This window comes from Chryseobacterium sp. UYP7 (assembly GCF_056279225.1).
The window spans coordinates 657,789-670,880 of sequence record NZ_JBWBQW010000001.1 but is presented as its reverse complement, the minus strand read 5'-3'; the positions used below and the strand labels follow the sequence as shown (position 1 = coordinate 670,880).

Here is a 13,092-nt window from a genome sequence, read left to right as displayed (position 1 = left end):
GAAATGTAAAGTTAAGAATTTTATGCGGAAAACATTAGTTTCTTTTGTCTTTTCCCCAAAGCAATTTCTGCCGAATGGTTTCGTAAAAACTCAAATTATTAGGATGGATGAGTAAAATCTGGAACTTCGCTTTCCGTAGAACGATCTGCACATCAGTTTCCATGTGAATGAGTCTGGAATCCAGGGATAAGGAATATTGTGGAACCCGACTTTCAACTTTCAGGCGAATTTCTACATCATCATTTACTATTAAAGGACGCACATTTAAGTTATGCGGTGCAATTGGCGTGATAACAAAATTGTTGTTCGTCGGTGTAATAATTGGTCCGCCGCAACTTAAAGAGTAAGCTGTAGATCCGGTTGGCGTGGAAACGATAACGCCATCACCCCAAAAAACATTCAGGAATTCTTCATTTATATAAGATTCGACCGTAATCATTGCGGTAGTTTCTTTTCGGGAAATGGTAATATCGTTTAAAGCGTAGGGGAAAAACATCGATTTGTTGGGCGAAACGATCTCAATTACTGATCTTCTGCTGATCTTAACTTCGCCTTTAATAATGTCATCGAGCTCCAAAAAAACTTCATCTTTGGTAAAACTGGCTAAAAATCCGAGTCTTCCTGTATTTACTCCAACAACGGGGATTTCCAGATCCTGAATAAAAAGGAGTGAATTGACAATGGTTCCGTCGCCCCCGAAAGTAAAAAATAAATCAACTTTTTTTTCTTTCAGATCTTCTCTGGCCGCGAAGGTTTCGAAATCTTTCGAAAATTGCATGGCATTTGCCATTTCTTCGTAAAGAATAGGCTGGATTCCTCTTTTCTCGAGTTCAGATACGAATTTGCTCAAATACAGAAAAGTATCTAAATCATTTTTTTGGGAATAAATTGCTACTTTCATCTGTGTATTCTTGTTTTTTCAGGGGTCAGATGTAACAATAAAAAATCCTTATTTCTCTTCAGTAAACGATTAGCGTGTTTCATCATCTAAAATTCCAGGTATTTTTGAAAAAATCCGAATCGGTCTTTCATTAGTTCTTCTTTCTCGTCATCGTAATATTTATGCACGACGTTGTAACCATATCTTTCGAAAGTTTCATCAATGGAACTAAGATTTTCACTGCTAATTTTCAAGGTGATCTGAATAAAATCCTCGCCGATCTGATTAACAAAACAGCCATAAATTTTACCGTTGTTCGATTCTACGATTTTACAAACTTCCGTAAAAGAATATCGCATGTCGTTTGTCTGCACAATCATTACGGCACCATTTTCAGAGAAAAGCGGGTATTTTGAAAACTCATTAAAAATATCGTCACAGGAAAGATAACCCTGATATTTTTCTTTTTTTGAAATTACCGGAACCACGTTGGTATTAAAAGTATGGAAAAGTTTTATGGAATCTAATAAATTGCCATCATCAAGAATCGCAAATTTATCAAAATGCACATCTAAACTTCCAAGCGTTCCTTCCGGACTTTCCTCTAAAAAAGACTGACTGATCGCACCCTGGTAAATTCCTTTTTTCTTAATAAAGACGTGGGTATAGCCAAATTCTTTTGCCATTTCGTTAGCTTCCTCAATTCTGTCGCTGGAATTGAAGGCCGGATAATCTTTGGAAATGTAATCTTTGATAAACATACTGCTAATTTAAGAAAATATTAAAAAGAAGACGAAGTTTTAAATATATTTAAAATTCTGAAAAAATTGTTTGCATCATATTAAAACAAAATATATCTTTGTCGCCTTTCATTTTTACTTTTTATTAGATTTATTTCAAACTGCGATGCTTTCGGGCGTTGCAGTTTTTTTATTTGGTCAATATTGGTTTGGCTCGAAGGAAAATTAATCCAGCCAAAATAATCACTCCACCAAAACCTTGCAGCAGTGTTAATTTCTCTCCATCTAAAATCCCCCAGATCACAGCTACAACTGGCATTAATAAGGTAACTGTAGAAGCGAATAACGGTGTGGAAATATTGAGTAATCTGTAATTCAGCATCATTGCTAAACCGGTGCCGAAGATGGATAATAAACTTACGAATCCGAGTCCGATGAGTAGATCCTTATTGGGTTCCAGGTCAGTAAAAAATCCCGCAGAAACCAAAGCAATCATTGAGGGTAAAATCAACACAAAAGAAAAAACAAATGCGGATAAGATCTTGGCTGGAATTTCATGCAGCTTCGACTTTACAGTGGTCATAGAAACAGCATAACACAATGTGGCGATCAATAATAAAACGATCGGAATTAATTTTATATCTCCGCTTTCACCACCAGAAAGAGCTAAAATACAGGCGCCGGAAAAACTAATCGCAACTCCAACCAACTGTCTTTTTGTGGTAGAAAATTTCCAGAAAAGAGCACCAACGATGATTACGAATATGGGCATCATAGAGTTTACAATTCCGGCGATGCTGCTGCTAATCTGCGTTTCTGCAATTGGAAACAGAAACATCGGAATAAAATTCCCCGTTACTGCAGCAATAATTAGCCATTTCAAATTTTTTTTCGGAAACTTTTTAATATTTGTAATTGCCACCGGAAGCAAAAGAATTCCAGCGATCAAAACGCGCAAAGCCCCAACTTCGTAAGGATTAAAATGCTCAAGAGATTTTTTGATGAGTATAAATGAGGAACCCCAAATAAGGGAAAGCACCACGAGTAAGACCCATCTTTCTTTTTCAGTATTCATTATTTCTTTTTAAAATTGTTAAATAGTCTTTTTTAGAAATCATTGCCGCTCCTAAACTTTCCAGATGTTCGGAATGGATCTGACAGTCGATCAATTCTAATTTTTCTTTCTGATTTTGAATAAATTGAATAAATCCAGCTTTGGAAGCGTTGCTTACTTTTGCAAACATACTTTCGCCACAAAAAACTTTACCGATCTGAATTCCGTAGAAACCTCCGACCAGTTCATCGTTTTGCCAAACTTCGATGCTTTTTGCAATTCCACTTTCATGAAGTTCTACAAAAGAATCGATAAGCTCCTCTGAGATCCAGGTTCCGTCCTGATCTTCGCGGTAAGCATCTTTGCATTCCTCCATCACTTTTCGAAAACATTTATTTTCGGTAAATGTGAAAACCTCATCTCGTAAAATCTTTCGCATCGATTTTGAGATTTTTAAATCCTGTGGAAAAAGAACAAAACGCGGATCAGGGCACCACCATAATATTTCTTCGCCGGGATTAAACCATGGGAATAATCCTAATTGATAAGCAAAATTTATTCTTTCGCCAGATAGATCGCCGCCAATCGCCAATAATCCATTTTCGGAATCTGTAGATTCCGGATCGGGAAAAGAAATGATCTGAGGGTCTAGCAAAATCATTTTTCAAAAATGAAATCCTGCTCTTGGAAAGCAGGATCTCTATCAATTTTTAATATTTAAATACTAGAAAGGTAAGTCGTCTTCATCTTCTTCAAAAACATTTGAGCCTGAAGCAGGAGCAGTTGTTGCAGATGAGGCAGAAGCCTGTATTGGTTCCATACCGCCACCGGACTCTACATTTTCGATCTTCCAACCGGTAATAGAGTTGAAATATTTCACATCGCCTTGTGGGGAAGTCCATTCTCTACCACCAATATTGATAGAAACTTTCACTTTATCACCTTCTTTAAGTTGATTTAGCAAATCTCCTTTTTCCTTTAGAAATTCGATACTGATGGGCTGCGGATATTGTTCTTCGGTCACGAGAACCATTTCTCTTTTCTGAAATCCGCTCGGAAAGGTCTGAACCTCACCTAATTTCTTTATAATTCCTTGTAATTCCATAATTGATTGTTAAAGTGGTAAAAGTAAGAAATTACGGAGATAAAAAAAAGGGTTGAGATTTAAAACTTTGCTAAAAATAAAATTTTTAAACTTTTCTTGGTTTAAGACGAAAAAAGTATTTATATTTGCACTCATCAAAAAAAGAACAGTGTTCATTAGCGGATGTGATGTAATTGGTAGCCATGCCAGACTTAGGATCTGGTGCTGTGAGGCGTGTGGGTTCGAGTCCCTCCATCCGCACATTTTTTAGAAATATTTGTAGCTTTTACCAGCACGTTTCTAAAAAATATTATCGCGAAAATAGCTCAGCTGGTAGAGCACGACCTTGCCAAGGTCGGGGTCGCGGGTTCGAATCCCGTTTTTCGCTCTCCACTTTGCCTTGGTGGTGGAACTGGTAGACACGCAGGACTTAAAATCCTGTATTCGTAAGAATGTACGGGTTCAAGTCCCGTCCGAGGTACTTTAAACCCTCTGAAACGTAAGTTATCAGAGGGTTTTTTGTTTTTAGGGGGAACGTAAGGGGGACTTAAAGTTGGGGTTAATTTTAAATCATAAAATATTTTTATACATGTGATTTTAAATGAAAGGAGATAAATCCACTGTAGAAATATTTACTTAATTAAGTAGGAAGGACTTGTGCGAACAGGTTAATTTAGTTTATGATATAATTACGAGTGTAGAATTCTGGGTTAGTTTCTTTTTAAAGCAATTTATTAATGAATGTCTAAAACTTAAAACTATGAATATATTTAAAAGCGTAATTGTCGGAGTGGGTGCTATTGTGTGGAGCCATACACAAATTCGACTCGTAGGATTGATTAAACGACATTAATTTGACAAGATGATAGCAAGGGGGTTCGAATCCCCCTCTCCACTCTTTTATAAATTGAAAAAATTCAGGAGTCTTTTCCAAATATTAATTTTGCTATTTTCATGGTTAATTAATATTCCCGTTGACGGTTTGACTTCTTCAAAATATTCTATCTTTTTTTCTAAATCATTTTCTCGGCCAGAATCAATTTGGTCTTTAGTCCAACGACCCGCAAATTCAATTTTGTTATTTTTTATCCAGTAGTGAGATTGGCAATCAAAATTCCAATTACCTATAGATGGATACAGTGACACTGTTTTACCATTAAAAGTTAATTTCCAATCTGTCGGAGATAAAGGAGTTACAACCTCGTTTCCACAACCACAAATACATTTATGTATTGTGGTGCAATATTCTATTGAAATATAAAGAACCCCCTCCTCAATATTTCCGGGTATAAATTCAACGAACCTATGCTGTAACATCTTCATTAAAAATTTTAGATGTGCTAATAGTATATGAACTATGATGCTCATTTTCTAGATCTACATAAATTCCGCTTATTTTTTTCCACTTTAAGACAGCAAAAATTGCATTTAATGCATTTAATTCTGCAATCTGAATATTGGTAGCATAATCATTGTTATCAGAATCTTCAGAGAAAATACGAAGTGGTAAGTGGTCAAATTTTCTAGGGGTTGCTGATGTAACACGTACAGCACCAATTAATTGATCATCGACAATGTTCACTCCCAAGCCTACATCCGAGAAAGCCACACCTACATCAACCAGATAATCTGTAATTATTTTTCTCACACTATTCTTATCAACACATATAAAAACATAATTCATTTGATCCAACTCTTGTAAATTATCCTTCTTTATATAATAATCATGAGCATAAATATACTTGTGCATGTTTGAATAGATATTTTTGTAATAAATTGTTTTCCTCGGATTATTAATCAAATCATTCATTGATGCTGCACCAGGAGAACGAAAAGCATTATGCTGATCAAAACTATCACCGTCATAAATATGTATTTCATTTACCGGCGTTTTAGCAATCATATCTAAAATATATGCGCCGGTACCACCCAATCCAACAATTGCAATTTTTTGCCCTTCCAATTTAGAGTTAATTTTTTCAATATTTGCTCGACTGGAGTTTGTATCAATATATTGAAAGACCGTCTCATTGTTACTATCAGTAATAATTTTAAAAGTTTTTTCTGTAACTGATGAATCAATATATTTTGCAGGTGCAGATATCATATCAGCATACCTTTTAATTTTTTCGTAATAATTTGGATATCCTGCCGGTGGCCTATTTGAAAAGGATCTGTTTATAGTGATATAGTTATTAAGTACTGTCGTTGTATTACCATGCTGTATTGCTGTTATTAGCGTACCATCTACTTCGCAAGGATTTTCTCCTATAAAATGTATAACATGATTGTCTGGAGTTCCAGTCTGGTTGCTATTTATCAAAGTGAGTGTACTTACTAATACACCATATTGTATTTGCCTATTTGAATCCACAAAAGGAATATGATGGATAAGTAAATATCCACCATTTATTTCCATTTCGTAACCTTCGTCTCTTAAACGTTTAAGATCAGGACTATGATTTATCAGTTGCTGTGACATCGAATATCATTTTATTTTTTATACAAACACTTGAATTTTTCACCATAGTACCTTCTGGCTTTGGTTCGCAACCTCTGCTATAAGTTACCGTATATCCTTTATTTGGATTGTCTTCATAAGTTCCAAAAGCCAAGGCAATAAGTTCTTCAAAAGTTATCTTTTCTTCTTTCCTAATATGCGGTCTTGCATTTACAACAATTGTAAATTCTTTGAGTTTTGGTTTAGAAAAAAAATTCTCTTTCCCAGGTCTAGCAAGATCAACTATTTCATCATCCAAAATTTGATCGTCTTGCCACCCTTCTTGAAGGTCAAGAAAAACATCATCATTAATTGATATATTACCTAATTCTCTAATTTGAATACCCCGAATGTATTGTTTATACCATGTAAAAGGTTTTTTATTAATAAAAAACCTCAATTTTTTCTTTACAAAAAAATATTCTGTTTCAGGTCTGGCTAGATTTATTTGCTTTTCATTTTCAATAAGTTCATCTTTATAAGGTTTGCTTATTGATAAAAACAATTCGGTTTCTAAAGGTATTCCGGCAAGTTGTTTTAATTCTGCCCCAGTTTTGTACTGATCAAAAGTTTCATATTGTTTCCCTTCTATAATAAAATTTAAAGAAGTTGTTGGATTGTGGGAGTGCGGTATCCCTTGCTGCTTGTGTGAATTCATTTTTATAAATTTTAAATTATTATTGTGTTTTTAATTTTGGTGAAGGATTTTGCAACCGCAAAATTTGTTTTCTTGATGGTTTACCGTTATCTATTTATTAATGTTTTTTGTCTTTGATTGAACTTGGATCATTTCCAGGTTTTACGGTGTCACTATCTCGAATCGGACCACCATCTGGTCGATGTATTCTAACTTCCCCACCGCCATTATTAGATGAGTATTGTTTTGCTATTTTTTCAGCCTCTTTTTGAGTACTTACAATTGCCGAAGCTCTATTGCCTCCTTCTTTTTGAACATTCCATCCTTGTTGTCCCTTTTTCTGTGTTACATGGTAATTTGCCATTTTATTGTTTTTTAAAATTATTGGAGAAATTTTGTAACTTCCCTCTATATTATATACTTAATTCCGTGAATTTTATTTTTATATGAAATATTCACGGAACTAGGTATAACTTATATAAGCTTAACACTCGATGAAACAAATGCAAAAATTAAAGAATGAAGAAGATGATTCTGATGATGATTTGATAGAATTAATAGGTCTTAAAGAAGATTTTCCTAAAGAAGCCATGACCGCTTATGGATACTTTTATGACAGATTTTGGCATGAAATGCTTACTATAGCAATAAGAGTTACGAAGAATGAACAAAAAGCAATGGATCTTGTTGCTGATACTTTCAATATGGTTTATTCAAAGGCTTCCACTTTTAAAAAAGGGAAAATTAGAAATAAAGAAAATATTCACATCGCCATTCTTAATTGGATGAGCACAATAATGAGAAACGTCTTTTATGATAATTATCTTGACGAAGAATATAAACAATCAAAATCCCATGAAGAAAAATCTACGGATAATGAGTCTCAAAATATAATTGAAAACAATTTTAAACATAAACAATTTGATTCTTACGAAGAGGACTTTATCAATTTACTAGAAAAACAAGAGAATGATGCTCATAATGAATTGGCGCTATCCTATGAAATAATAAAAGATGAAGAAAAAGAAACCAAGTCTGAAAATTTAAAAAAAATTGAAGAATATCTTTCAAAAATTTCTGATAGAGATAGAGATATTATTTTAATGACTTATAATTATTATACACCAGGAAAAAAAACCCCAACCTCTGTATTGGACGAGTTAGAGCAAAGGTGGAGCACAAGCAGGGAAAATATTCGCCAAATATTAAGTAAGTTCAGGCGATCTATATCAGAAGATTTAAGCAATCAAATATTTTTAAGAAAATAAAAATCTAATAATGAGTACCATTTCAAATAATATCGATGATTTTTTAGATGATGAATTACATCAATCTCTATCGAAATTAGGACATATTTTTCCGAGTACTATAAGTGATTTCAAAGAAATTATAAAAAGTACTAAAGAGGAAAAACGCAAACAACCAAAACAATTGAAAGATCCTTATGAATTTCTAAATCATAAAGTTTATAACAGTCATAAAAAATTCATATCTATTAATGATGCAGCAGAGTATTCTGAAAAATTTGCTCAAGCTGCAAGAGAAGGGAAACAAATTTCCGAAGAAGTCAAAAATGAAATGCAAAACGATAAATTAAAATCGAGAGATAAAAACAGTAATGTCTAAATGTTATCTAAAAAAAGAGAAAATGAATTATCTGAACTTGCAGATTTTATTGCTAATCAATATTGTCCAAAAGGGATTATTGAACCAGCAATAATTGCAAAAGAAAAAAAAATATCTTATTGTTATGGTCAATATAAAGATTCTTTTGATGGCTTAATAGAATATGAAGCCGGTAGTTTTCATATTTATATTAATTCAAAAGATATTAATTCTCCTCGAACACGATTCACTTTTGCGCATGAGTTAGGCCATTACTTCATAGATGAACATAGAAACGCTTTGCTTGACGGAAAAACTCCTTCACATCCATCTCATACAAATTTCTCATCAAAAAATCTTGTAGAAATTGAGGCTGATTTTTTTGCGTCCAGTCTTCTTATGCCTGAATCAAGAATTAAACAGGATTGCTTCAGAAAAAAATTTAATTTTGAGTTAATTGAAAAAATATCTCAAAAGTATAATACGAGTATTACTGCAACAGTTTTAAAATTAATGACAATAGATCAACATCCTATAATGATTGTTTGCTCAATTAATAATAAGATTAAGTGGTTTAAATATAGTCATGACTTTCCTTTTAAATGGCTCAAAAAACCTAATAGCACTGTTCCTCAGGATAGCATTGCTGGTGAGTATTTTAAAAATATGAAAAAATATGAAAAAACAGTTCCTGTAGCTGCCGATGATTGGTTTGAATATGTTCCAGAAAAAGATTATGATCGGTACTTTTATGAAAAATGTATTTATGCGGATAAACACAATTTTGTTTTAAGCATAATTTGGGAAGACTAAATACTATTTTAATACTAATTTTTGTTTCTCAAAATCATATCTATAATTCAATATTCCCCCAGAAATAATTAATTCAATAACTTCGTTTATAATCGTCAAAGGCACTACAAACCATTCCCTTGGATTACTACGCTGCTTTTTTTCGTCAAAAATATCAATATTTAAACATGATTTTCCAAAAAACCTATGCAACAAACTTTCAAAATTCTGCGTATTGACATTGTAGCATTTATAACTTGCCACTATTTCTACATCCGCAAAAAGGTAAGTGGCTTCTTTTTTAGCATTCATTATTCTTTTCTGAACACTTGATGTTGAAAACCCGATCTTATATAAATTTTTCAATGCAATAATTTCCGAATTTTTAGATTTAGATTTTAAAACATAAATCCATCCGCTTTTTACATCTTCTTCAGATACTAGACCGGCATTTTTGAATAATTCATCTTCACTATATTCATTTGTGTCAGTAATTAATTTACCATTTTTTAAAATCGCTTTTCCTAAAGAACGAAAGAGCATATTTGATTTTGTGCCATTCTCAAAAATCGTTGTAGTTCTTCCCTCTAAACGAACTCGATCGCCGGATTGATTTTCCTTTAGTATTTTTTCGGCATTTGATTCTTCGAAATAAGCAATTATTCCATCTATTAAATAAAACTTTCCTTCAATAAGGTTAGTTTCGGCGTTATTAAATTCTGCTAATTTTCTTTTTCCTTCTTTTAACTCCTTATGAACTTGCCGGAACATGGTTTCATATTTCTCAAATTCCTTATCGGACATTGGCTTCCTTTGAGCCATAAAATCTATGGGTGCGCGATCCTCTGCTTTTGGTGTATGATTAAAATTAAATATAGAATTGTCTGATTCAGTGTCTAAAAGTCCTAATGTATCATCGTTTAAAATATCATCAATAGAAATATCTTCCATTTCAACCTCGCCCAGAAGATTAAATTTATCAAAACCTTTTACTGTTTTTTTATATTTCTCTTCAGCGCGTAAATTTTTCAGTCTTGCGCACAAACCATATTCTGCCATAGAAGTTTCTGATGGTTCTCTACCTCTTTTTTCAAAAAATTCATTTATTTCCAGAAATGAATCTATCAGTCGGTCGTCATCAGATTTTACAATAGATTTACTCTCCTTAAAATCAAGCAGACCAAAAGCATCATCGTTAAATATGTCTTCTAAACTTTTAGGCATCTTGCTCTTTTTTTCTTTTCAATTCGCGTAAATAAATAATTGCTTCTGCCATTCTAACTTCTTTCGGATCATAAGATTGCAAACTTGGTTGCTCCCCAGTTTTTTTATAGAATTCATTTATTTTCGGCCAAAGACAAATGGCTTCTTGCTCTGTCATTTCCAATTTTATCGAAGTTATAGTGTCTTGAATGGCTTTTAATACTCTGGTGGTAACATTTTTCGATAGAATTTCAAAAGCACGTTGAAATGGATTAATAGTATCAATTAAATCAATGTGAATATCATCAATATTTACAAAACTGCCCGCCATTTTTATAAATTTTTTCCCACCTTGTTCTTCAACAGTTCCTGCTTTAATTACAGAATCTACGACTACATATTGCCGAACTGATTCCACTTCTTCATCATTCAAATCGGGATAAACTTCCCGAATAATTTTAGGAATTAAAACCGTATTTATAACTTCCGGATCTACATTTCCCGGCATTGCTTTCAGCATCGTTGGATCTTGCAAAATTCTGGCTTTTAGATCGTTTATGTCACTTTCTACAATATCTTTTGCTCTTTGAGAAGTTGGTAATTTGAAACCTTCAATTTTTATTGTTCCAATTGTTCCATCTTCTTCCTCGTCATCTTCATCTAAATCGTCCGCTTGTTTTGGTTTAAATTTGAAATTTGGGGCTAACACCTGTTCCATTAATAATGAAGCCGTAATCGCTTTTAACATATTATTGACCGCTACTTTCACATCTTCATGTTCTGCTTCAGGCGATGCAATAAGGTTGGTAAATTGAGCGTGCGTTTTATTAGAACTATCACGAGTGGCTCTACCAATTATCTGAATAATTTCCGTTAATGATCCTCGATAACCAATGGTCAATGCATGCTCACAGAAAGGCCAGTCAAAGCCTTCTTTTGCCATTCCTAATGCTATGATGATATCAATATCTTCTGGCTGCGAAACGGCTCTTAAATAGGATATTACTTTATCGCGGGAACTTGGGTCATCATTAACTAAATCTGCGATTTTTAAAATCTTTCCAGTGCGTTTACTTTTGATATAAATGATTTTAGTTTCATCATCTTGGTATTCCATTTCTCCCAAACAATCGATAATATGATTTACTTCCTCATATTTCTGTTTAGAACTTTCCGCAGAATTAACGGACGGAATATGAATAATCGTTTTTTTATTTTCGTCTAAAATCTCCTCCAACGCAGAAAGACCGGTTTCCGGATTGGTTTTATAATACCTTCCCATGTAGAAATGATAACCGATTCCTAATGATTTTAAATAATCGTAACCATTTAATTGCTGATAATAATTGTAGGTCACTTTAGTAAATTTCGCTTCATCTTCTGGTAACAAAACAGGGACGCTGTCTCCTCGAAAATAAGAGCCAGTCATTGCTACCAAGTGTGTATTTGCTTTTTCTAATATCTTACGGATTACTTCCCCTAATTTATTATCGCCATCTGCCGAAACGTGGTGGAATTCATCGATTGCAAGCAAAGTATCATTTAGATCTGTGGGTTCTATTCTTTCAAAAGCAAAACGCAAAGTGGCATGAGTACAAATCAAAATTCTTTCCTCGCTTTCCAAGAATTGAATAAATGACTTAACCTTACTGGTATCACTTCCCGGTGTGCAAAGATTATATTTAAGATTTGGCTCCCAATTAGCATAAAAACCATGCGACATCAAATCTGTTGGACTGAAAGAACTTCCAATTGATCTCTCCGGTACAGCGACAATCACTTTTTTTATACCCTGTTTTACTAATTTATCCAAAGCAATAAACATCAATGCCCGAGATTTTCCAGAAGCAGGTGGCGCTTTTAATAATAAATATTGAGCAGTCCTGCCTTCAAATGCTTTTTGTTGCATTTCTCGCATTCCCATTTCATTTATCTTTTTACTTTGCCCCGTTCTTGCATATTCTACTTCTATCAAATTGATGGGCTTCACGTATTCAGGATGTTTGATCTCTTCCTTTTTAATAACTTTCTTTTCTCTTTTCTTGGTCGGAATCAAAATAGAAAAACCTACAGAATCATATTCTATCTTTCCTAAAATTAAGTTAATCGAATCTTCGTATCGGGCATAATTTGAAAAATCTGCGGAAGATGGATAATTCTTACCTTCAATTACCCAACCTTTGCATTCAATCAACATTCTAGGACTATCCGCATTGTAACCGCCCTGAAATAAAATATGTGTAATTGGTTTCATTGCCGAATAATTCTTCTCTTTATCTTTTAAAAATAATTTTGCAAGATAAAATTCTGAAACATCACGGTATTCCACGTCTTTTTCGCCAGACCTCATCTCGTGTAAATATTCATTCTTGATCGTCAGATATAGAATATTCTCTTTTTTAAGAGCCAATTCGTCTATTTTATTTTGAAGTTCTTTTGAATAATTCATTGGGTTTTTATAAAAATCTAAAGTTTGTCTAAAATGCTTCAAGTCTATTTAATTCTCACATCTCAATTTAGTGAATAGGTGAAATATAACTGTAATGTTTGTCTAAATGTTTGTCTAAATGTTTGTCTAAATGTTTGTCTAAATGTTT

The 13,092-nt window shown here is 33.3% G+C and carries 14 protein-coding genes and 3 tRNA genes; 6 read left to right on the top strand and 11 right to left on the bottom strand.

Translation table 11 applies throughout. The features are described from left to right. Nucleotides 1–34: 34 nt before the first annotated feature. From ACZ9HT_RS03170 to ACZ9HT_RS03150, 5 genes are all read right to left on the bottom strand, one after another. Nucleotides 35–901 carry an NAD kinase gene (locus ACZ9HT_RS03170; RefSeq protein WP_476038991.1) on the bottom strand — a complete coding sequence of 289 codons (867 nt, stop codon included), beginning with the start codon at nt 899–901 and terminating at the stop codon, nt 35–37. 86 nt (nt 902–987) lie between these two features. Beyond that, nucleotides 988–1,641 carry a CBS domain-containing protein gene (locus ACZ9HT_RS03165; protein ID WP_476038990.1) on the bottom strand — a complete coding sequence of 218 codons (654 nt, stop codon included), beginning with the start codon at nt 1,639–1,641 and terminating at the stop codon, nt 988–990. Nucleotides 1,642–1,810: 169 nt separating this feature from the next. After that, nucleotides 1,811–2,695 carry a DMT family transporter gene (locus tag ACZ9HT_RS03160; RefSeq protein WP_476038988.1) on the bottom strand — a complete coding sequence of 295 codons (885 nt, stop codon included), beginning with the start codon at nt 2,693–2,695 and terminating at the stop codon, nt 1,811–1,813. After that, nucleotides 2,685–3,335 carry a leucyl/phenylalanyl-tRNA--protein transferase gene (gene aat / locus ACZ9HT_RS03155; RefSeq protein WP_476038987.1) on the bottom strand — a complete coding sequence of 217 codons (651 nt, stop codon included), beginning with the start codon at nt 3,333–3,335 and terminating at the stop codon, nt 2,685–2,687. The genes ACZ9HT_RS03160 and aat overlap by 11 nt, the downstream gene beginning before the upstream one ends. A 63-nt stretch (nt 3,336–3,398) precedes the next feature. After that, nucleotides 3,399–3,779: a DUF3127 domain-containing protein gene (locus tag ACZ9HT_RS03150; RefSeq protein ID WP_476038986.1), complete on the bottom strand. Its 381-nt coding sequence runs from the start codon at nt 3,777–3,779 to the stop codon at nt 3,399–3,401. A gap of 158 nt (nt 3,780–3,937) precedes the next feature. Here ACZ9HT_RS03150 and ACZ9HT_RS03145 point away from each other — a divergent pair. The 3 genes from ACZ9HT_RS03145 (at nt 3,938) to ACZ9HT_RS03135 (ending at nt 4,239) form a co-directional block, all read left to right on the top strand. Continuing rightward, nucleotides 3,938–4,019 (top strand) — tRNA-Leu (locus ACZ9HT_RS03145). 54 nt (nt 4,020–4,073) lie between these two features. Continuing rightward, a tRNA-Gly gene (locus ACZ9HT_RS03140) sits at nt 4,074–4,146 on the top strand. A gap of 9 nt (nt 4,147–4,155) precedes the next feature. Further along, nucleotides 4,156–4,239: transfer RNA gene (locus tag ACZ9HT_RS03135), tRNA-Leu, on the top strand. Between the two features lie 419 nt (nt 4,240–4,658). On the opposite strand, the gene ACZ9HT_RS03130 is transcribed toward ACZ9HT_RS03135, so the two are convergent. From ACZ9HT_RS03130 to ACZ9HT_RS03115, 4 genes are all read right to left on the bottom strand, one after another. Further along, nucleotides 4,659–5,081, bottom strand: a complete 423-nt coding sequence (locus tag ACZ9HT_RS03130) for a ubiquitination-like system serine protease family protein (protein WP_476038985.1) — start codon at nt 5,079–5,081, stop codon at nt 4,659–4,661. Then, nucleotides 5,062–6,240: a ThiF family adenylyltransferase gene (locus ACZ9HT_RS03125; RefSeq protein ID WP_476038984.1), complete on the bottom strand. Its 1,179-nt coding sequence runs from the start codon at nt 6,238–6,240 to the stop codon at nt 5,062–5,064. The genes ACZ9HT_RS03130 and ACZ9HT_RS03125 overlap by 20 nt, the downstream gene beginning before the upstream one ends. Next, nucleotides 6,215–6,916 (bottom strand): multiubiquitin domain-containing protein, encoded by a 702-nt coding sequence (locus ACZ9HT_RS03120; protein ID WP_476038982.1) that lies wholly within the window; start codon nt 6,914–6,916, stop codon nt 6,215–6,217. Before ACZ9HT_RS03120 ends, ACZ9HT_RS03125 begins: the two co-directional genes overlap by 26 nt. Nucleotides 6,917–7,013: 97 nt before the next feature. Next, entirely contained in the window at nt 7,014–7,259 is a 246-nt protein-coding gene (locus ACZ9HT_RS03115; protein ID WP_476038980.1) for a DUF2188 domain-containing protein, read from the bottom strand. A gap of 139 nt (nt 7,260–7,398) precedes the next feature. On the opposite strand from ACZ9HT_RS03115, the gene ACZ9HT_RS03110 reads away from it, so the two are divergent. Genes ACZ9HT_RS03110 through ACZ9HT_RS03100 form a run of 3 tightly spaced genes read left to right on the top strand, consistent with a single transcriptional unit; the run spans nt 7,399 to nt 9,313 of the window. Beyond that, entirely contained in the window at nt 7,399–8,163 is a 765-nt protein-coding gene (locus ACZ9HT_RS03110; protein ID WP_476038978.1) for an RNA polymerase sigma factor, read from the top strand. Between the two features lie 10 nt (nt 8,164–8,173). Next, a complete protein-coding gene (locus ACZ9HT_RS03105) occupies nt 8,174–8,521 on the top strand; it encodes a hypothetical protein (RefSeq protein WP_476038977.1) in 348 nt (115 codons plus the stop codon). Next, a complete protein-coding gene (locus ACZ9HT_RS03100) occupies nt 8,522–9,313 on the top strand; it encodes an ImmA/IrrE family metallo-endopeptidase (protein WP_476038976.1) in 792 nt (263 codons plus the stop codon). Nucleotides 9,314–9,316: 3 nt separating this feature from the next. On the opposite strand, the gene ACZ9HT_RS03095 is transcribed toward ACZ9HT_RS03100, so the two are convergent. After that, nucleotides 9,317–10,351, bottom strand: a complete 1,035-nt coding sequence (locus tag ACZ9HT_RS03095; protein ID WP_476038975.1) for a GIY-YIG nuclease family protein — start codon at nt 10,349–10,351, stop codon at nt 9,317–9,319. 157 nt (nt 10,352–10,508) lie between these two features. Beyond that, a complete protein-coding gene (locus tag ACZ9HT_RS03090; RefSeq protein WP_476038974.1) occupies nt 10,509–12,944 on the bottom strand; it encodes a DEAD/DEAH box helicase in 2,436 nt (811 codons plus the stop codon). Nucleotides 12,945–13,092: the final 148 nt, after the last annotated feature.

What these genes read in the sequence shown, in the direction of transcription:
- ACZ9HT_RS03170 (WP_476038991.1), bottom strand. Translation starts at nt 901, where the DNA reads ATGAAAGTAGCAATTTATTCCCAAAAAAATGATTTAGATACTTTTCTG.
- ACZ9HT_RS03165 (WP_476038990.1), bottom strand. Translation starts at nt 1,641, where the DNA reads ATGTTTATCAAAGATTACATTTCCAAAGATTATCCGGCCTTCAATTCC.
- ACZ9HT_RS03160 (WP_476038988.1), bottom strand. Translation starts at nt 2,695, where the DNA reads ATGAATACTGAAAAAGAAAGATGGGTCTTACTCGTGGTGCTTTCCCTT.
- aat (WP_476038987.1), bottom strand. Translation starts at nt 3,335, where the DNA reads ATGATTTTGCTAGACCCTCAGATCATTTCTTTTCCCGATCCGGAATCT.
- ACZ9HT_RS03150 (WP_476038986.1), bottom strand. Translation starts at nt 3,779, where the DNA reads ATGGAATTACAAGGAATTATAAAGAAATTAGGTGAGGTTCAGACCTTT.
- ACZ9HT_RS03130 (WP_476038985.1), bottom strand. Translation starts at nt 5,081, where the DNA reads ATGAAGATGTTACAGCATAGGTTCGTTGAATTTATACCCGGAAATATT.
- ACZ9HT_RS03125 (WP_476038984.1), bottom strand. Translation starts at nt 6,240, where the DNA reads ATGTCACAGCAACTGATAAATCATAGTCCTGATCTTAAACGTTTAAGA.
- ACZ9HT_RS03120 (WP_476038982.1), bottom strand. Translation starts at nt 6,916, where the DNA reads ATGAATTCACACAAGCAGCAAGGGATACCGCACTCCCACAATCCAACA.
- ACZ9HT_RS03115 (WP_476038980.1), bottom strand. Translation starts at nt 7,259, where the DNA reads ATGGCAAATTACCATGTAACACAGAAAAAGGGACAACAAGGATGGAAT.
- ACZ9HT_RS03110 (WP_476038978.1), top strand. Translation starts at nt 7,399, where the DNA reads ATGCAAAAATTAAAGAATGAAGAAGATGATTCTGATGATGATTTGATA.
- ACZ9HT_RS03105 (WP_476038977.1), top strand. Translation starts at nt 8,174, where the DNA reads ATGAGTACCATTTCAAATAATATCGATGATTTTTTAGATGATGAATTA.
- ACZ9HT_RS03100 (WP_476038976.1), top strand. Translation starts at nt 8,522, where the DNA reads ATGTTATCTAAAAAAAGAGAAAATGAATTATCTGAACTTGCAGATTTT.
- ACZ9HT_RS03095 (WP_476038975.1), bottom strand. Translation starts at nt 10,351, where the DNA reads ATGGCAGAATATGGTTTGTGCGCAAGACTGAAAAATTTACGCGCTGAA.
- ACZ9HT_RS03090 (WP_476038974.1), bottom strand. Translation starts at nt 12,944, where the DNA reads ATGAATTATTCAAAAGAACTTCAAAATAAAATAGACGAATTGGCTCTT.